Source organism: Acidimangrovimonas pyrenivorans, assembly GCF_042643245.1.
GTDB lineage: Bacteria > Pseudomonadota > Alphaproteobacteria > Rhodobacterales > Rhodobacteraceae > Acidimangrovimonas > Acidimangrovimonas pyrenivorans.
In genome coordinates this window covers 90,090-108,331 of the sequence record NZ_JBHRSK010000007.1, presented here as the reverse complement: position 1 = coordinate 108,331, position 18,242 = coordinate 90,090, and the positions used below count along the sequence as shown (strand labels likewise).

Annotated in this window: 19 protein-coding genes; 12 read left to right on the top strand and 7 right to left on the bottom strand. The window is 69.7% G+C overall.

Annotated features, from left to right (window positions below; genetic code table 11):
• Window positions 1-2: 2 nt before the first annotated feature.
• The 4 genes from ACFOES_RS10840 to corA all read right to left on the bottom strand — a co-directional run bounded on the left by ACFOES_RS10840 (window position 3) and on the right by corA (window position 4,882).
• On the bottom strand, window positions 3-752 hold the full coding sequence (locus ACFOES_RS10840) for an ABC transporter ATP-binding protein (RefSeq protein ID WP_377833291.1): 750 nt from the start codon (window positions 750-752) through the stop codon (window positions 3-5).
• A 1-nt stretch (window position 753) separates the two neighbouring features.
• Window positions 754-2,004 carry an efflux RND transporter periplasmic adaptor subunit gene (locus ACFOES_RS10835; RefSeq protein WP_377833290.1) on the bottom strand — a complete coding sequence of 417 codons (1,251 nt, stop codon included), beginning with the start codon at window positions 2,002-2,004 and terminating at the stop codon, window positions 754-756.
• A gap of 427 nt (window positions 2,005-2,431) precedes the next feature.
• Window positions 2,432-3,583, bottom strand: coding sequence for a Do family serine endopeptidase (locus ACFOES_RS10830; protein WP_377833289.1), 1,152 nt, complete (start codon window positions 3,581-3,583; stop codon window positions 2,432-2,434).
• Window positions 3,584-3,700: 117 nt separating this feature from the next.
• The gene (gene corA, locus ACFOES_RS10825) at window positions 3,701-4,882 is read right to left on the bottom strand and encodes a magnesium/cobalt transporter CorA (protein WP_377833288.1); all 1,182 of its coding nucleotides are present in this window, start codon (window positions 4,880-4,882) and stop codon (window positions 3,701-3,703) included.
• A gap of 228 nt (window positions 4,883-5,110) precedes the next feature.
• On the opposite strand from corA, the gene phnC reads away from it, so the two are divergent.
• The 5 genes from phnC to ACFOES_RS10800 all read left to right on the top strand — a co-directional run bounded on the left by phnC (window position 5,111) and on the right by ACFOES_RS10800 (window position 9,874).
• Window positions 5,111-5,944, top strand: a complete 834-nt coding sequence (gene phnC, locus ACFOES_RS10820; RefSeq protein ID WP_377833287.1) for a phosphonate ABC transporter ATP-binding protein — start codon at window positions 5,111-5,113, stop codon at window positions 5,942-5,944.
• 54 nt (window positions 5,945-5,998) lie between these two features.
• A complete protein-coding gene (phnD, locus tag ACFOES_RS10815) occupies window positions 5,999-6,898 on the top strand; it encodes a phosphonate ABC transporter substrate-binding protein (protein WP_377833286.1) in 900 nt (299 codons plus the stop codon).
• A 67-nt stretch (window positions 6,899-6,965) separates the two neighbouring features.
• Window positions 6,966-7,850, top strand: coding sequence for a phosphonate ABC transporter, permease protein PhnE (phnE, locus tag ACFOES_RS10810; protein WP_377833285.1), 885 nt, complete (start codon window positions 6,966-6,968; stop codon window positions 7,848-7,850).
• Window positions 7,843-9,186 (top strand): phosphonate ABC transporter, permease protein PhnE, encoded by a 1,344-nt coding sequence (gene phnE / locus ACFOES_RS10805; protein WP_377833556.1) that lies wholly within the window; start codon window positions 7,843-7,845, stop codon window positions 9,184-9,186. The genes phnE (ACFOES_RS10810) and phnE (ACFOES_RS10805) overlap by 8 nt, the downstream gene beginning before the upstream one ends.
• A gap of 64 nt (window positions 9,187-9,250) precedes the next feature.
• Window positions 9,251-9,874, top strand: coding sequence for a chloramphenicol acetyltransferase (locus tag ACFOES_RS10800; RefSeq protein ID WP_377833284.1), 624 nt, complete (start codon window positions 9,251-9,253; stop codon window positions 9,872-9,874).
• A gap of 143 nt (window positions 9,875-10,017) precedes the next feature.
• Here the strand turns inward: ACFOES_RS10800 and ACFOES_RS10795 are convergent, their stop codons facing one another.
• Window positions 10,018-11,199 (bottom strand): alpha-D-ribose 1-methylphosphonate 5-triphosphate diphosphatase, encoded by a 1,182-nt coding sequence (locus ACFOES_RS10795; RefSeq protein WP_377833283.1) that lies wholly within the window; start codon window positions 11,197-11,199, stop codon window positions 10,018-10,020.
• 144 nt (window positions 11,200-11,343) lie between these two features.
• The gene (gene phnF, locus ACFOES_RS10790; protein ID WP_377833282.1) at window positions 11,344-12,057 is read right to left on the bottom strand and encodes a phosphonate metabolism transcriptional regulator PhnF; all 714 of its coding nucleotides are present in this window, start codon (window positions 12,055-12,057) and stop codon (window positions 11,344-11,346) included.
• A gap of 129 nt (window positions 12,058-12,186) precedes the next feature.
• On the opposite strand from phnF, the gene phnG reads away from it, so the two are divergent.
• From phnG to phnN, 7 genes are all read left to right on the top strand, one after another.
• Window positions 12,187-12,621: a phosphonate C-P lyase system protein PhnG gene (phnG, locus tag ACFOES_RS10785; protein ID WP_377833281.1), complete on the top strand. Its 435-nt coding sequence runs from the start codon at window positions 12,187-12,189 to the stop codon at window positions 12,619-12,621.
• Entirely contained in the window at window positions 12,621-13,190 is a 570-nt protein-coding gene (phnH, locus tag ACFOES_RS10780; protein WP_377833280.1) for a phosphonate C-P lyase system protein PhnH, read from the top strand. The genes phnG and phnH overlap by 1 nt, the downstream gene beginning before the upstream one ends.
• Window positions 13,190-14,332: a carbon-phosphorus lyase complex subunit PhnI gene (locus tag ACFOES_RS10775; RefSeq protein ID WP_377833279.1), complete on the top strand. Its 1,143-nt coding sequence runs from the start codon at window positions 13,190-13,192 to the stop codon at window positions 14,330-14,332. The genes phnH and ACFOES_RS10775 overlap by 1 nt, the downstream gene beginning before the upstream one ends.
• Before the next feature lie 312 nt (window positions 14,333-14,644).
• A complete protein-coding gene (locus tag ACFOES_RS10770; RefSeq protein ID WP_377833278.1) occupies window positions 14,645-15,499 on the top strand; it encodes an alpha-D-ribose 1-methylphosphonate 5-phosphate C-P-lyase PhnJ in 855 nt (284 codons plus the stop codon).
• 23 nt (window positions 15,500-15,522) lie between these two features.
• A complete protein-coding gene (phnK, locus tag ACFOES_RS10765; protein ID WP_377833277.1) occupies window positions 15,523-16,311 on the top strand; it encodes a phosphonate C-P lyase system protein PhnK in 789 nt (262 codons plus the stop codon).
• A 4-nt stretch (window positions 16,312-16,315) separates the two neighbouring features.
• Window positions 16,316-16,996, top strand: coding sequence for a phosphonate C-P lyase system protein PhnL (phnL, locus tag ACFOES_RS10760; RefSeq protein WP_377833276.1), 681 nt, complete (start codon window positions 16,316-16,318; stop codon window positions 16,994-16,996).
• Complete coding sequence (gene phnN, locus ACFOES_RS10755) at window positions 16,996-17,538, top strand: phosphonate metabolism protein/1,5-bisphosphokinase (PRPP-forming) PhnN (RefSeq protein WP_377833275.1); 543 nt, start codon at window positions 16,996-16,998, stop codon at window positions 17,536-17,538. The genes phnL and phnN overlap by 1 nt, the downstream gene beginning before the upstream one ends.
• Here phnN and ACFOES_RS10750 read toward each other — a convergent pair.
• A complete protein-coding gene (locus ACFOES_RS10750; protein ID WP_377833274.1) occupies window positions 17,520-18,209 on the bottom strand; it encodes a DUF1045 domain-containing protein in 690 nt (229 codons plus the stop codon). The genes phnN and ACFOES_RS10750 overlap by 19 nt on opposite strands.
• Window positions 18,210-18,242 lie beyond the last annotated feature (33 nt).

Sequence of the window (18,242 nt, the reverse complement as noted above, 5' to 3'; positions counted from 1 at the left end):
GGTCAGGCCTCCTCGCCTGCCGGGTGGTTTTGGTGGTCATGGGCGACGCGGCCGTCGATGAAGGTGATCAGCCGGCCGGCATGGCGGGCCATGTCCTCTTCATGCGTCACCATGACGATGGTCAGCCCGTCGCGGTTGAGCTGCTCCAGCACCTCCATGATCTCTTCCGACATGTGGGTGTCGAGGTTGCCGGTCGGCTCGTCGGCCAGCACCACCATCGGCGATCCGACCAGCGCCCGGGCGATCGCCACCCGCTGCTGCTGGCCGCCGGAAAGCTGCGACGGCGTGTGATGCTCGCGGCCTTCGAGCCCGACGCGGGCGAGGGCGGTGCGGGCCAGTTCGACCCGCTCGGACCGGGGCACGCCCTTGTAGATCAGCGGCAGCTCGACATTCTCCAGCGCCGTGGTGCGCGACAGCAGGTTGAAGCCCTGGAAGACGAAGCCGAGGTAATGGCGGCGCAGCAGGGCGCGCTGGTCGCGGCTCAGGTTGGCGACCTCGACGCCGTTGAACAGATAATGGCCGTCGGTCGGCCGGTCGAGGCAGCCGATGATGTTCATCGCCGTCGACTTGCCCGAGCCCGAGGGCCCCATGATGGCGACGAACTCGCCCTCGCGGATGGCCAGCTCGACGCCGTCGAGCGCGCGGACCTCGGCCTCGCCGCTGCCATAGACCCGGGTGATGCCGTGCAGCGCGATCAGCGGCGCGGTGTCCCGGACCTCGGTCGCGGGGGCGTCGGAGGGAGCTTCGGCCATCTCAGCGGCCCCCGCTCTGGTCGACGATCACCTTGTCGCCGGCCTTGAGCGCGTCCGAGGTGACGGCCGTGCGCTTGCCGTCGCTGTCGCCGCTGGTCACCGGCACCTCGACGGGGGCGCCGTCGCGCAGGACATAGACGGCGCGGCCGGCGGTTCCGGCCACCGTCTCGCCGCCGCGCCGGTGCGGCATGAGCAGCCCCAGCAGGCCGCTGCCGTTGCCGCCCTCGTCCTCGACCACCTGCGGCGGGGCGTAGCGCAGCGCCGCGTTCGGCACCGTCAGCGCGTCGTCCAGCTTCTTGACCACGATCGTCGCCGTTGCCGTCATCCCCGGCCGCAGCAGCAGGTCGGCGTTGTCGACGCTCAGCACCGCCTTGTAGGTGACGACGCCGTCGGTCGTCTCGGGCGCGTAGCGGACCTGGGTGATCCTGGCGGCGAATCTGCGGCCGGGATAGGCGTCGACGGTGAAGCTGGCCTCCTGGCCGACGGCGACCTGGCCGATATCGGCCTCGTCGACATCGACCTGCAGTTCCATGTGGCGCAGATCCTCGGCGATGGTGAACAGGGTGGGGGCGGAAAGCGACGAGGCGACGATCTGGCCGGCATCGGCCTGGCGGTCGAGCACGATGCCGTTGATCGGCGACCGGATCACCGCCTTTTGCAGATCGGCCTTCTGCTGGGCCAGCGCGGCGCTGGCGAGCTGCAGGTTGGCCCTGGCGATGGCCACCGAGGCCTTGGCGCGGTCATAGGCGGCAGTGACCGTGATCAGGTTGGTATGGGTGGTGACGCCGCGGCGGTCGAGTTCCAGCGCGGTGTCGTAATTCTCCTTGGCCTCGGTCAGGCTGGCCTCGGCCTGGGCGACGGCGGCCGTGGCCGAGGCGACGGAGGCCTCGGAACTGGCGACGATCGCCTGCAGCTTGGTGGTGTCGAGCCTGGCCAGCACCTGGCCCTTGGTGACCTGGTCGTTGAAATCGACATCGACCTCGGCCAGCGTGCCCGAAAGCTCCGAGGAAATCGTCACCTGATTGGTCGGCTGGACGGTGCCGGTGGCGGTGACGGTGACAGTGAGCGGGCCGCGGGTGGCCGGCTCGGTGACATAGCTGACCTCGGCCGAGGCCGAGCGTTGCGCCCACCAGTAGCCGCCGCCGGCCAGCAGGAGGGCGACGACGACCAGCCACAGCCCCCAGTGCAGAACCCGACGGCCGTGGCCGCCGCCCTGCAATGTCTTGGTGATTTCCTCAGGCCTGGCTGCCATCGCTCCGTCCTCTCGCACGCCCTTCGCCCCCTGCCGATAGCGCGGCCGGGAGGCTGAGTCCTTGATACGGATCACGCGGCTGGATCCGTCGCGGGAAATGGCGAAAGCCGGTCCGGCGCGCATGGCAGGGGGCGCGCGCCTGCACGCCGGGTCGTTGGTCTCGCAATCGGGTGCGCCGCCCTGATCGCGCGGAAACAAGGCGCTGCGCGGCGCATGCCCCCTGACGCACAGCCTCGGCCTGCCCCCTTGCTTCCCACGGCCCCGCCGCCACGACAAAACGGGTCCGCGCCCATTGGGAGGGACGCGGACCCGCGCATCGGCCTGGCATCTTCCCGAGGGGACGGGACGTTCGGGGAAGTGCGAACGAATGCCGGGCGGCCGATGGTCAGCGCGGGGCCGGGGAAGCGGCAGCCCCGCCTGTATCGGTTCAGGCCTTCTTGTCGGCCTTGAGCGTGCCGACCGAGACGTCGAAGGTCATCGGCTTGCCGGCGCGCAGCACGTCGACCTTGGCGTCGCTATTGGGCGCGGTCATCGCCACCGCCCGCGGCAGGTCGTGCATGGTCTTGATGTCGGTGCCGTTGAACGAGGTGATGATGTCGCCGCGATGGAGGCCGGCCTTCGAGGCCGGGCTGTCGGGCGACACCGCCGCCACCATCGCGCCATGCGGCTTGTCGAGCCCGAGGGCGGCGGCGACGTCCGGCGTCACCGTCTGGATCTGGACGCCGAGCCAGCCGCGCTGGACCTTGCCGCCATGCTCGAGGTCGTTGACGATCTTGTGCACCAGGTCCGAGGGCACGGCGAAGCCGATCCCGACCGAGCCGCCCGAGGGCGAGATGATCGCGGTGTTCATGCCGATCACCTTGCCGTTGTCGTTGAACAGCGGCCCGCCCGAGTTGCCCTTGTTGATCGCGGCGTCGGTCTGCAGGAAGTTGTCGTAATTGCCGTTGCCGATGTCGCGCGCCTTGGCCGAGATGATGCCGGTGGTCACCGTCCCGCCCAGGCCGAACGGGTTGCCGACCGCCATCACGTCATCGCCGACCCGCATCTTGGCCGAGGAGCCGAACTGGACATAGGGCAGCGGCTTGTCGGACTTCACCTTGATCACCGCGACGTCGGTCGCCGGATCGGTGCCCAGCACCTTGGCGGTGAATTCGCGCCCGTCCGACAGCTTGACCTTCACCGAATTGGCATGGTCGACGACGTGGTTATTGGTCACGATGATGCCCGAGGGATCGACGATGAAGCCCGAGCCGACGCCGTGCATCTGGCCCTGCGGCATCTGGCGCATGTCGGGGAAGGGGAACGGGAAGCCGAACCGCTGGCTGAACTGCTGGAACGGGAAATCCGGCGGCACCTGGCCCTGCTGCTGGTCCTGCTGCGAGGTCTGTTTCGGTCCCTCGGTGACCTCGATATAGACCACGGCCGGGGCGACTTTCTGCACCAGGTCGGCATAGCCGCCGGGCGGTTCGGCGAAGCCGGCCGAGGGCGCCAGGGCCAGCGCGGTCGAGGAGGCCATCGCGGCGGCGAGCGCCAGCGCGGTCGCACGGCGGCGGGGGGAAGTCTTGGAGATGGGCTGCATTGCTGAACTCCTGTTCTGGGCCGGTCGGGGAAGCTCGGTGCCCCGGCCTTATGGCCGAACAGATGCCGCAGCGGTTTCGCAGCTCTCTGTCGTCAAGGTTACAAATCTGCAATCAACTCATTTCGCGCCGGGCCTGCCGCCGGCCGGGGGCGCCTTGTCCTCCCCGGGGGGGCGGGCGGTCCCGGGGGCGGGAGGCTGCGCCCCCTTGCGCCCGCCGATCCAGCCGTGGCGATAGAACAGCGCCAGCATCGCCGCCGCCGACAGCCCCATCAGCCCAAGGGCGAAGAAATAGCCGTAGCGCCAGCCGAGTTCCGGCATGTTGAAGGGCGAGGCGCGGTCGAAATTCATGCCGTAGAGCCCGGCGATGAAGGTCATCGGGATGAAGATCGTGGCGATCACGGTCAGCACCTTCATGACCTCGTTCATCCGGTTCGACAGGCTGGAGAGATGCAGGTCGACCAGCCCCTGCGCCACCTCGCGATAGACTTCCAGCATGTCCATGAGCTGAAACGAATGGTCGGCGCAGTCGCGCAGGTAGGTGCGCACCGCGTCGGTGACGAAGGGGACGTCGTGGCGCAGCAGGGCGCCGACCGCCTCGCGCTGGGGCCAGAGCGTGTGGCGCAGCGCCAGCAACTCGCGGCGCAGTCGGTGGATCTCGCCCACCGTTCCGTCGGCCGGCGCCATCAGGATCCGGTCCTCGAGGTCCTCGGTGTGCTCGCCGTAGCTCTCGAGCAGCGGGTAGTAGCTGTCGATCAGCGCGTCGATCAGCGCATAGGCCAGGTAGCCCGCCGAATCCCGGATCCGCGGCCCGCCGGCCTCGAGCCGCTGGCGCACCGGGTCGAAGCAGTCATCCGGCGTCTCCTGCACCGTCAGCACGAATCCCTCGCCCAGGATCAGGGTCAGCTGCTCGTCCTCGTAGGGCGCCACCGCATGGGGCTGACGCAGCACGACGTGGACATAGCCGTCGTAGACCTCGGTCTTGGGGCGCTGGCCGGTGTTGAAGATGTCGGCGACGCTGAGCGGGTGCAGGCCCAGCCGGCTGCACAGTGCCTCGATCCGGGTGTGATCGGCGAGGCCGGCGATGTCGATCCACAGCCCGCCCGGCAGGCCCTTTGCCAGCCCGGCGTCCAGATCCACGGCATGGCTGAGCATGTCGGGCGTGAAGCGGGTCAGGCGCAGCCGGGTAGGGGCGGCCCCGGGCTGCGGGACGATGCGCCCCGGCGGTGCCCCAGCCGGGGCCCGCGAGGGCCGACGGCGGTGCCGCTTGCCGTGGGGCGAGGTCTTGCCTGTGCTGCTCACCGCTCTCTTCCCGCTGGTGACATATGCCGCCAGCGTCGGGCATCGCCGCGCCCCGGTCAAGCGCGGGCCGGGTTCAGACCGGGTTCGGGCCGGGCGCGGGGGGCAGGGGGGGGAGCAGCGTGCGCGTTCACGAAAGCTTCAAGGGTCCGTTACCGGTGCGTCATCGCTTCGTTATCTGGCCGTCGTCGGCCGCCGCTAGCACTGCCGGCGAAGTTGGAAGGAGCCCCCATGCTGCTGAGCGTCGAAGGCGTGACCAAGATTTTCGGCCGTAACGTCGCGGTCGACAAGGCGACATTCGCCGTCGAGCGCCCGGCGATGATCGGCATCATCGGCCGTTCGGGCGCCGGCAAGTCGACCTTCCTGCGGATGATGAACCGCATGACCGATGCCAGCGCCGGCCGGCTGGTCTTCGACGGCCGCGACGTGCTGGCGCTGAAGGGGGCGGAAAAGCGCGCCTGGCAGAGCCAATGCGCGATGATCTTCCAGCAGTTCAACCTGGTGCCGCGGCTCGACGTGGTCTCGAACGTGCTGCACGGCACGCTCAACCGCCACTCCACCCTCGCCACCCTGTTCAACCTGTTCCCGCGCAGCGACGTCCACCGCGCCATCGACATCCTCGACCGGCTCGGCATCGCCGAGCAGGCGCCGAAACGGGCCGAGGCGCTGTCGGGCGGCCAGCAGCAGCGCGTCGCCATCGCCCGGGCGCTGATGCAGGACCCGCATGTGATCCTGGCCGACGAGCCGATCGCCAGCCTCGACCCGATGAACGCCCAGATCGTGATGGACGCGCTGCGCCGGATCCACGAAGAGGACGGCCGCACCGTCATCGCCAACCTGCACACGCTCGACACCGCGCGGCGCTATTGCGACCGCGTCATCGGCATGCGCGACGGCCGCATCGTCTTCGACGGCACGCCCGAGCAGCTGACCACCGGCGCCGCGCGCGACATCTACGGCGCCGATGCCGGCTTTTCCGAAAGCGCGACCTCGACCTCGATCGAGGCGCTCGAGACCGGCGCCGATGCCGACGCCGCCTATGCCAGCGCCTTGATGGGCGACTGACCCCGAGACCCGGGGCAGGCCGCCCCGGCTAACCCCGAACGGAGACGGACGACAATGAAGAAACTGCTTGCTGCCGCCCTGATGACCACTGCTCTGGTGGGCACCACGGCCCATGCCGAGGGCATCAAGGAATTCCGCATCGGCCTGCTGGGCGGCGAGAACGCCCAGGACCGGCTGAACTCGAACGAATGCCTGCGCGCCAAGACCGAGAAGCTGCTCGGCGTGCCGACCAAGCTGTTCGCCCCGGCCGATTACGACGGCGTTCTGCAGGGCCTGCTGGGCGGTACGCTCGACATGGCCTGGCTCGGCGCCTCGGGTTATGCCAAGATCTACATCACCGATCCGAAAGCGGTCGACCCGGTGCTGGTCGTCACCCACCCGGACGGCTCGTTCGTCTATTACTCGGTCGGCTTCGCCCGCAAGGACAGCGGCATCAAGAGCCTGGCCGACGCCAAGGGCAAGCGCTTCGGCTTCGGCGACCCGAACTCGACCTCGGGCTACCTGATCCCGTCGGTCGAGATCCCGAAGGCGATCGGCATGCCGATGGACAAGTATTTCGGCTCGGTCAAGTTCACTGGCGGCCATGAGCAGACCATCGTCGCGGTCAACAACGGCGACATCGACGCCGGCGTGACCTGGGCCGACGGCCAGGGCGCCTGGGAAGACGGCTACAACAACGGCGCGCTGCGCAAGGCGGTCGATGCCGGCCTGATCGACATGAACGACCTGGTCCAGATCTGGAAGTCGAAGCCGATCCCGGAAGGCCCGCTGGTGCTGAGCACCAAGCTGCCGCAGGACGTCAAGGACAAGATGATCAAGCTGCTGGTGGACATGAAGGACACCGACAAGGACTGCCTGTACAACATCGCCGCCGGCGAGACCGCGGGCTTCGCGCCGATCACCAAGGACTACTACGACACGATCATCGAACTTCGCAAAATGAAGTCGGAATGATCTGACCGAAGACCGGGGCGGGACGGGCAAGAGCCTGTCCCGCTTCTGCTTTCTACCGGGGACGGGCATGACAGAAACGACGGCGCAAGCGCCGCAATCCGGGATCGAGACGATCCGAAGCGCCTACCTGGCCGAGATGCGGATGAAGCGCATCTATGGCGGGGTGCTGCTGATCCTGTTCGTGGCGATGATGGCCGCCGGGTTCCGGCTGGCGGACGCGCGCAATGCCGGCAGCTTCGCGGGCGGCTTCACCCATGTCTTCGACTTCCCGGCCGAGATCCTGGCCGAGGCGGGCGAGAAGCTTGGCCAGATGCCCGGCCATTTCGTCGAATATTTCCCGGCTCTGATCGAAACCGTGAATATCGCCGCGGTCTCGACTCTGGTCGGGCTGCTCGGCGGCGCGCTGATGTCGGTGCTGGCGACCCGCGGCATGGCGCTGTGGCCACGCGCGATCCCGGTCTTCCGCCGGATCATGGATTTCTGCCGCGCCATCCCCGAGATCGTGGTGGCGCTGGTGCTGATCTACGTCCTCGGCGGCGGCCCGGTGCCGGCGATGATCGCCATCGCCCTGCACACGGTCGGATCGCTGGGCAAGCTGTTCTCCGAGGTCAACGAGAACGCCGACCTGAAGCCGGTCGAGGGCCTGACCTCGGTCGGGGCCAACTGGGGCCAGCGCATCTGGCTCGGCGTGGTGCCGCAGGTGGCGCCGAACTACCTCAGCTACGCGCTGCTGCGGCTCGAGATCAACATCCGCGCCTCGGCGATCCTGGGCTTCGTCGGTGCCGGCGGCATCGGCTACGAGCTCAAGAACGCGATCAGCTGGGGCCAGGGCAAATACGACAACGCCGCCGCGATCTTCCTGCTGCTGTTCCTGACCATCGTCGTGGTCGACCAGCTCTCCTCGGCGCTGCGCCACTACCTGACCAAGGGGGCCGGACATGGCCATGACTGACGCCGCGACGGCCACCACGGCGACCGCGCCCGACCTGAAGGCCACCGCCGACCGGCTCTTCGCCCGCAAGCGGTGGATCGCGCTGGCGGTGCCGGGGCTGCTGTTGCTCTACCTGGTCTACGTCTTCTTCGCCTTCGACATTCCCGGCCTGGCCCAGCGGGCGCGGCTGGACAATGCGTTGACGCTGATGCGCGACAGCTACAGCTACAAGACGCTGGTGACGCGCGACAACCGCGCCGACAAGCTGACCGTGGCGATCGAGGGCGAGCGCAAGGGTACCTACCCGCCGGGGCAGGAGCCCGACTGGGTCCATGTCGACGGCAAGGTGACGCGGATCGAGCTGCCGAAAGGGGCCGAGGTCACCTACACGCCCGAGGCGATCACCTTCCTGGTGCCCGATTACGGCACCGTCACCGCCAAGATCGTCGGCCGCAAGATCGAGACCACGCTGCCGCCGGGGCCGACCCCCGACTGGATCAGCGCCTCGCACACCCGGCTGATGGTCAAGGCGCCCGAGGGCCGGCTGACCGTGACCCGCGCCCGGGTCGAGGTCGCGCGTTACTTCCCGGGCTGGGAGATGTTCTTCTTCACCCTCGACAGCCCCTATTTCGGCCATTCCTTCGCCGACCTTGCCTCCCACGTCCTCAGCGGCCAGCGCATCGACCCGGAGCGGGGCAACCTGGCCGGCATCTGGCACGATTTCTGGCGCAACCCGGTCTGGCGCCATGCCGAGGTCGCCTGGGCGATCTTCGAGACGGTGCTGATGGCCTTCCTCGGCACGATGGGCGCCGGCATCATCGCCCTGCCGCTGGCTTTCCTCTCGGCGCGCAACTTCACGCCGACCCAGGGGCTGCGCTTCGGCATGCGCCGGGTCTTCGACTTCCTGCGCGGCGTCGACGGCCTGATCTGGACCATCATCCTGTCCCGCGCCTTCGGGCCGGGGGCGCTGACCGGCTCGCTCGCCATCCTGCTGACCGATACCGGCAGCTTCGGCAAGATCTTCTCGGAGGCGCTGGAGAACGTGGAGGAAAAGCAGATCGACGGCATCCGCTCGACCGGCGCCAACGCGGTCCAGCGCTACCGCTTCGGGGTGATCCCGCAGGTGGTGCCGGTGCTGGCCAGCCAGCTGCTCTATTTCCTCGAGTCGAACACCCGCAGCGCCACCATCATCGGCGCCATCGTCGGCGGCGGCATCGGCCTGTTGCTGACCCAGGCGATCATCACCCAGAAGGACTGGGAGGAAGTGGCCTATTACGTCATCCTGATCCTCGCCATGGTGATGGTGATGGACTGGATCTCGGGCCTGTTGCGGCGGCGGCTGATCAAGGGCAAGTGAGCCGCCGCTGGCGGCCGGGGACGCCTCCGGCGGGAGTATTTGGGCAAAGAAGAAAGGGCAGGGGATGGCGCGGTTGACGGCCGAGGAAGCTTTCGTGCACCCGGATTGCGAGCTGAGCGAGGTGATGTTCGGCCGCTATGTCGAGATCGGGCGCGGTAGCCGGGTGTTGAACTCGGAATTCGGCGATTACAGCTATTGCGACCGTTTTTCCGACATCGCCAACACCACGATCGGCAAGTTCGCCAATATCGCGGCGATGACCCGGATCGGGCCGACCGACCACCCGATGGCCAATGCCGGCCTGCACCATTTCCTCTACCGCTCGTCCGATTACTGGGACGATGCCGGTGTCGACGAGGATTTCTTCGCCCGCCGCCGGGCGCGGCGCACCACCGTCGGCCACGACAGCTGGATCGGCCATGGCGCCATCGTCAAGCCGGAAGTGACCATCGGCCATGGTGCCGTCGTCGCCGCCGGCGCGGTGGTGACCAAGGATGTCGCGCCCTACATGATCGTCGCCGGCGTGCCGGCCACGCCGCTGCGCGAACGGGTTTCGGCCCGGGTGGCCGAGCGGCTGATGGCGTTGGCGTGGTGGGACTGGCCGCATGAGCGGCTGCGGGCGGCGCTGGCGGATTTCCGGGCGCTGCCGGCCGAGGCCTTCCTCGACAAATACGAAGGCGCGGCCTGAGCCGCGCCACCTGTCATGCGCCCCGGCCTGAAACGAACAGGGCGACCCCGAAGGGCCGCCCTTACGCTGAAAAGTCACTTGTCAAATACCAACAGGGCAACTCTAGCGCGGATGGATGACAGTTTGCTGACATTCGCGCGCCGTCACTCGGCTGCCAGTTGCAGCGCCGGGGACTGGCCGAGGAAGCGGCGCGCGGCCTCGCCGGCGAGGTAGGACAGCCGGCCGCCGGCGATGGTCGCCTCGATTGCCCGCGTCTCGGCATTGACGACGACGAGGTCGGCGCGGCGGCCGGGATCGAGCGTGCCGCGGTCGGGCAGGCGCAGGATCTCCGCCGGGGTTTCCGAGATCATCGCCCAGGCCCGGGGCAGCGCGGCGAGGCCGCGATCGACCAGCGCCCAGGCGGCCTGGGCCAGCGCCGGGTAATAGTAATCCGAGACCAGCGCGTCGCAGAGCCCGTCGGCGATCAGGTCGGTGGCGGCGACATTGCCGGCCTGGCTGCGGCCGCGGACCACGTTGGGCGCGCCCAGGATCACCGGGTTCATCATCGCCCGCGCGGCGGCGGCGGCCTTGCGGGTGGTCGGGAACTCGGCGATCCGGGCGCCGATCATCGAGAAGCGTTCGCGGGTCTCGCCGTCCGGGTCGTCGTGGCTGCCGTAGAGCACGCCCAGCTCGTCGAAGGCCTCGGCCAGCTGGCACAGGTGACGCGGCACGCCGCGGCTGCGGGCGGCTGCGCGCTCGACGGCGCTGAGATGTTCCTCGGGCGTGCGGCCCATGCGGCGGGCCCAGAGCGCGAAGGCTTCGGGCGCCTCGCGCCGCATCTCCAGCGCCTCGCCCAGGTGGTCGTTGAAGACGACGTAGTCGAGGCCGTGGCGGCGGGCGAGCTCGATCAGCCGCGGGCCGTGATCGACCATGTGGGTCTCGCAGCGGATCTGGATCCGGATGTCGGTCAGCAGCCGCGGCCGGGCATTGGCCAGCGCCTCGACCACCCTGGCGGCATAGTCGGGCGCGCGGTGGCCGCCCTCCCAGCTCCAGCCCTGGGCGAACCAGGCGGTCGTCACGCCGTTGGCCGCCGCATCGCGGTCGGCGCTGGCCAGGCCCTGGGCAAGGGCGAAGGGCGCGGTGGGGCGCGGCGCGATATGGCGCTCGAAGGCATCGCCGTGCAGGTCGATGATCCCGGGTAGGATCAGGTAGCCGCTCAGGTCGATCTCGGGCAGCGGGCCGCGGGTGATCCGGCCCTCGGCCAGCGCCAGCGAGCGGCGCTGCATCTCGCCGTCACGCAGGATTGTCGCGCCGGTCAGGCGCAAGGGGGGCAGGAGCTGGGTCATCTGGTGATCCGGAGGCTGCTCGGGAAGGGTTTCCCTTGTGGATAACCGGAATCTGTATCGGCGGTATGACAGGAAGGTTAAGGAAAGCCAAAGGATTAAGGGAAATCGCCGGTTTCGGCGCCGTTGCCGCCGGTTCCCGGGCGCTCACCCCTCGGGCGTCACCGTCAGCGTCACCCGGTCGCCGGCGAACCAGGTCGTGCCGTATTCCACCGGCCTGCCCTCGGGATCGGTGTTGAGGCCGACGGTGCGCAGCAGCGGCGCCCCGGCGGGGATGCGCAGCTGCAGCGCCTGGGTGGCGCTGGCCAGCTTCGCCGTCACCCGGGTTTCGGCCCGGATGTAGTCGGCCAGGCCCGAGCGGGTCAGCGCCTCGGTGACCGAGCGGCTGGCTTCGAGATGGGCAAGCAGGTCGGGGAAGCGGGCGGCCGGGAAGACCGAGCGGAACAGCGCCAGTGGCGTCTCGTCGGCCAGCGACACGCCCTCGTAGACATGGACCGGCGTCCCCGGTTCCAGCACCAGCGCCTCGGCCTCGCGGGCGTCGGCGGGGCGGGTCTCCAGCCGCAGGATGCGCTTGGCTGCCATCTGCCCGGCGGCGGCGAGGTTCTGGTGGAACCGCACCCGGCGGCCGATCGGGTAGTCGACGGCCTGGCCGGTGACGAAGACCCCGGCGCCACGGCGGGCAAGGACCAGCCCGCGCTCGGCCAGCGCGGACAGGGCGTGGCGCACGGTATGGCGGTTGACGCCGAAACGCGCCGCCAGCGCCGCCTCGGTCGGCAGCTTGGCGCCGGGCGGGTAATGCCCGGCCGCGATCTCCCCCGAGAGCGTCTCGGCGATGCTTTGCCAGATTGCGGTTCGTGCCATGCCCTGTCGCCCCTTCTTGATGCCCTTGTCATCAAAGTTTCACCGCCCGCGGGCTTGTTCGACTCGGCTCGCCGGAGTAATGATTTGTCTAGTTGTATAGTTATCTAGACAAATTCGCAAGGTGTCGAGATGAGCGGACAGGAAGAGCGGCGGGGCTGGATGGGCCTCTTGGCGAAGGCGCCGCCGGCACGGCTAAGGGCGCTGTGGGACGAGGCCCCGACGCATGAGATGCTGCGGCCCCCGGAGGTCGGCGCGGTGATGCTGCGCGGCCGGGCCGGCGGCAGCGGCGCGCCCTTCAATCTGGGCGAGATGACCGTCACCCGCTGCGTGCTGCGGCTGGCGACGGGCGAGGTCGGCCACGCCGTGGTGCAGGGCCGCGACAAGGATCACGCCCGCCGCGCCGCGCTGCTGGACGCGCTGCTGCAGGGGCCGGACGGGCCGGCGCTGCGGGCCGCGGTGCTGGCGCCGCTGGAGCGCGAGCGGGCCGAGGCCCGGCAGAGCCGCGCGGCCAAGGCGGCCGCCACCAAGGTGGAGTTCTTCACGCTGGTTCGGGGAGAAGACTGATGGACGCAACCGCTCTCGAAGGCGGCTTCGCCGATCCCGCCGCCCAATCCGCCCGCGCCTTCCGCGCCTGCCTCGACGTCATGGCCCGGCCGGGCACGGTCCAGGCGCTGGCCGGGGCCCGGCCGCCGGCGCCGCTGTCGCCCGCCGCCGGCACCGTGCTGCTGACCCTCGCCGACGCGACGACGCCGGTGTATCTGGCCGGCGCGCTCGACCGGCCGGAGATCCGCGACTGGATCACCTTTCACACCGGCGCGCCGCTGACCGGGGCCGCAAACGCGACCTTCGCGCTGGGCGCCTGGGCCGATCTGCTGCCGCTCGACCGTTTCGCCCTGGGCACGGCGGAATATCCCGACCGCTCGGCGACGCTGATCGTCGAGATGGCGGCGCTGGAGCCGCCGACCCACCGCCTCACCGGCCCCGGCATCAGGGACGCGGCCGAACTGGCCCTGCCCGGGGAAGAGGCGGCGCGGCTCAACGACGGGGCCTTCCCGCTCGGCCTCGACCTGATCCTGACCTGTGGCGAGCGGCTGGCGGCCGTGCCGCGGACGACCCAACTGGAGGCGCTCTGATGTATGTGGCCGTCAAAGGGGGCGAACGGGCGATCGACAACGCCCATGCCTTCCTCGCCGAGGAGCGGCGCGGCGATCCCGCCGTCGCCGAACTCTCCACCGCCCAGATCCGCGAACAGCTGACGCTGGCGGTCAACCGGGTGATGGCCGAGGGCTCGCTCTACGATCCCGACCTCGCCGCGCTGGCGATCAAGCAGGCGCGCGGCGATCTGATCGAGGCGATCTTCCTGATCCGCGCCTATCGTACGACGCTGCCGCGCTTCGGCGCCTCGGCGCCGCTCGATACCGGGGCGATGGACTGCGTGCGCCGGATCTCGGCCACCTTCAAGGACGCGCCAGGCGGGCAGGTGCTGGGCCCGACCTTCGACTACACCCACCGGCTGCTCGATTTCAAACTCGCCGCCGAGGGCGAGGTGCCGGCGGCGCCGCAAGCCGAGGCGCGCGATGAGCCGGTGCCGCACATCACCGAATTCCTCAACAAGGACGGGCTGATCGAGACCGAAACCCAGGTCGACGACACGCCGCCCGATCTGACCCGCGAGCCGCTGGAACTGCCCGCGAACCGGGCGCTTCGACTGCAGGCGCTGGCGCGTGGCGACGAGGGCTTCGTGCTCGGCCTCGCCTATTCGACCCAGCGCGGCTATGCCCGCAACCACGCCTTCGTCGGCGAGCTGCGGATCGGCACCTGCGCGGTCGAGATGGAGATCCCGGAACTCGGCTTCGCGGTCGAGATCGGCGAGATCACCCTGACCGAGTGCGAGACGGTCAACCAGTTCAAGGGCTCCAAGACCGAGCCGCCGCAATTCACCCGCGGCTACGGGCTGGTCTTTGGCCAGACCGAGCGCAAGGCGATCTCGATGGCGCTGGTCGACCGGGCGCTGCGCTGGCGCGAGCTGGGCGAGGATTTCACCGGCGCTGCGGCGCAGGACGAGGAATTCGTGCTGAGCCATTGCGACAACATCCAGGCCACCGGCTTCCTGGAGCATATCAAGCTGCCGCACTACGTCGATTTTCAGTCCGAGCTGGAGCTGGTCCGCAGGTTGCGCCGCGAGGCGGAAGCGCGCGGCACCGGCCGGGCCGAGGCGCGTGAAGCCGGGCGCGCCGAGGGGAAGGCGGCCGCCGGGCGCGAGGCGGCGGAATGAGCGCCGGAACCCGGATGCGGTCGCGGACCGCGGTTCGAGCCACCGGGCCCGCGCCGGGGTCCGCTCTGGGGCCCGCGCCGGGGGCTGCGGATGGCGCGGCCCGGCTTGCGGCGCGGCGTCGTGTCGATCAGCGCGCCGCCCGGGCCACACAGGCGGTCGGGCAGATAGACGATCATCGCCGCCCGCAGAATGATGAGCGCCGCCAGCGTCCCGCCGATCAGGGTCGCCCATTCCGAGATGAACCCCTCGACCATGCTTGTTCCTCCTCGCTTGGTCGCGAATGTCAGAAAACCACAAAACTGGGGCGAAACCATGACTGATTACAACTTCGCCTATCTCGACGAACAGACCAAGCGGATGATCCGCCGGGCGTTGCTCAAGGCGGTGGCGATTCCCGGCTACCAGGTCCCCTTCGCGAGCCGGGAAATGCCGATGCCCTATGGCTGGGGCACCGGTGGGGTGCAAGTCACAGCTTCGTGTCTGACCCCCGACGACGTGCTCAAGGTCATCGACCAGGGCGCGGACGACACCACCAACGCCGTCTCGATCCGCAAGTTCTTCCAGCGCACGGCGCAGGTCGCGGTGACCGAGGCGACGGCCGAGGCCAGCGTGATCCAGACCCGGCACCGGATTCCCGAGACGGCGCTGACCGAGGGCCAGGTGCTGGTCTACCAGGTGCCGATCCCGGAGCCGCTGCGCTTCCTCGAACCGCGCGAGACCGAGACCCGCAGGATGCACGCGCTCGAGGACTACGGCCTGATGCACGTCAAGCTTTACGAGGACATAGCCCGGCACGGGGCGATCGCAACCGCCTATGCCTATCCCGTGAAGGTGGCGGGACGATACGTGATGGACCCGTCGCCGATCCCCAAGTTCGACAACCCGAAACTGTCGGACTGTCCGGCGCTGCAGCTCTTCGGCGCGGGACGCGAGCAGCGCATCTACGCGGTGCCGCCCTATACGCAGGTGGTCAGCCTCGATTTCGAGGACTATCCCTTCGAGCCGAGCAAGGCCGATCACCCCTGCGCCCTGTGCGGGGCCGAGGACAGCTATCTCGATGAGGTCATCGTCGATGACGCGGGCGGCCGGATGTTCGTCTGCTCCGATACCGACTACTGCGCCGGGCGCCGAGCGCAGGGCCATTTCGGCACCGAGGGCGCGGCATGAACGATCTGGGAAAAGGTTCTATTATGGAAAGTGAAGAGGCGCCGCGGCCGCTGCTGGAGGTGCGCGGCCTGACCCGGCGCTACGGCGCCCGGATCGGCTGTGCCGAGGTCGATTTCGATCTCTGGCCGGGGGAGGTGATGGGCATCGTCGGCGAGAGCGGCTCGGGCAAGTCGACGCTGCTCGGCTGCCTCGCCGGCCACATGGCGCCGGACGAGGGCGCGGTGATCTACGACACGCGCGACCGCGGGCCGGTCGACACGGTGACGATGTCCGAGCCCGAGCGGCGGATGCTGGGCCGCACCGACTGGGCCTTCGTCCACCAGAACCCGCGCGACGGGCTGCGGATGGCGGTCAGCGCCGGCGGCAATGTCGGCGAGCGGCTGATGGCGGTCGGCGCCCGCCATTACGGCCAGATCCGCGAGACCGCGACCGACTGGCTCGGCCGGGTCGAGATCGCCGGCGACCGCATCGACGACCGGCCGTCGGCCTTCTCGGGCGGCATGCAGCAGCGGCTGCAGATCGCGCGCAACCTGGTCACCGGGCCGCGGCTGGTCTTCATGGACGAGCCGACCGGCGGGCTCGACGTCAGCGTCCAGGCGCGGCTGCTCGACCTCTTGCGCGGGCTGGTGCGCGAGATGGGGCTGAGCGCCGTCATCGTCACCCACGACCTTGCCGTGGTGCGGTTGCTGGCGGACCGGCTGATGGTGATGAAATCGGGCCGGGTGGTCGAAAGCGGGCTGACCGACCAGGTCCTCGACGATCCCCAGCACGCCTATACCCAGCTGCTCGTTTCCTCTGTCCTGCAGGTCTAAGTCGATGATCCAGATCGAGAATTTGCACAAGTCCTTCACCCTGCACAACCAGGGCGGCGCGGTGATCCCGGTGATGGCGGGGGCGGCGCTGCGCGTCGAGCCCGGCGCATGCGTCGCACTGGTCGGCGCTTCGGGCGCCGGCAAGTCGACGCTGATGCGGATGATCTACGGCAACTACCTCGCGCAGGAGGGCCGCGTCCTCGTCGGCGGGCTCGACGTCGCCCGGGCCGAGCCGCGCCAGATCATCAAGCTGCGGCGCGAGACGCTCGGCTACGTCAGCCAGTTCCTGCGCGTCGTGCCGCGGGTGCCGACGATCGAGGTGGTGGCCGAGCCGCTCCTGGCGCTGGGTGTCGCCCCCGAGACGGCGCGGGCGCGGGCCGGGGCGCTGCTGGCGCGGCTGGCGGTGCCGGAGCGGCTGTGGAGCCTGTCGCCGACCACCTTCTCGGGCGGCGAGCAGCAGCGGGTCAACATCGCTCGCGGCTTCGCCCACGACTACCCGGCGCTGCTGCTTGACGAACCGACGGCGAGCCTCGACGCGAAGAACCGCGAGACGGTGCTGCAGCTGATCGAGGAGGCCAAGGCCCGCGGCGCGGCGATCGTCGGCATCTTCCATGACGAGGCGGCGCGGGCCCGGGTGGCCGATCGCGAGCTCGACGTCACCGGTTTCACCCCGGGGGCGGCGTGATGGCCGGGCGGCTCTTCGCCGTCGTCGGCCCGTCGGGCGCCGGCAAGGACACGCTGCTGGCCGAGCTGCGGCCGGCGCGTCCCGATCTCCACATCGCCCGCCGGGTCATCACCCGGCCCGAGGAGGCCGGGGGCGAGCCCTTCGAGGGGGTCGACGAGGCCGAGTTCCTGCGCCGGCAGGCGGCGGGGGCGTTCGCCCTGCATTGGCAGGCGCATGGGCTGCGCTACGGCATCCCGGCCAGCATCGACCAGGCGCTGGCCGAAGGCCGCGACGTGCTGTTCAATGGCTCGCGCGCGATGCTGGGCGAGGCCTGGGAGCTCTATCCCGGCCTGACCGCGATCCACGTCACCGCCCGCACCCCGGTGCTGGCCGAACGGCTGGCGGCGCGCGGCCGCGAGAGCAAGGACGAGATCGCCAGGCGGCTGGCCCGCTCGCGCTACGACATCCCCTACGGGGTGCCGATCCGGGTGGTCGAGAACAACGGCGCGCTGGAAGACGCGGTCGCCGCCTTTCTCAGGGCGCTTCAGCCCGAGAGGGTGTAGCGATGCAGGTTGTGGAAGCGCCCGTCCGCCGCTTCGCCGAACAGGCACAGGCTGTCGACGCTGAAGGGCTGCGGCAGGATCAGCGCCAGCAGCGGCGCCAGCGCGCTCTCGACCGCCGCCGCCTCGGGGCCGGGCAGCGATCCGGTAAGGGTGAGATGAAAGCGGAATTCCTCCATCACATACGGATATCCCCAGCGCGCCAGCAGCGCCTCCTGCCGCGGGCTGAGCCCGGCCGCCTGACGGCGGGCGATCTCGTCCGGGCCGGGCGGGGCGCGGAAGCTGTCGAGTCCGCGCACCACCTCGCCGGCCAGTGCCGCCAGTGCCGTCGTGTCGCCCTCGGGCGTCAGGGCGAGGAAGCCGCCGAGCCGGTGCAGACCGAGGCCGTCGAGCGTCACCGCCGGCAAGGTCGCCGCCAGATCGCTCATCGCGCCGTGCAGCGCCTCGATCCCCGTGCCCTCTGCCAGCCGGAAGGGCGGCTTGATCGTGCCGTGGAAGCCGTATTTGCGCGGCGTCGCGGTCAGTTCGGAGATCGGCCGCGGCAGGCCGGGCAGCTCGGGATGGGCGACCTCTGCGCCCTCGACCGGGTCCCAGCCCAGCCAGCCGGCGCCGAAATCGGCCAATTGCCCCGGCGGCGGGGCGTAATAGATTGCGTAGCGGCGAAAACCTTCCATGCGGCCGTCCCTATCCGGCTTTCGTCACATCCC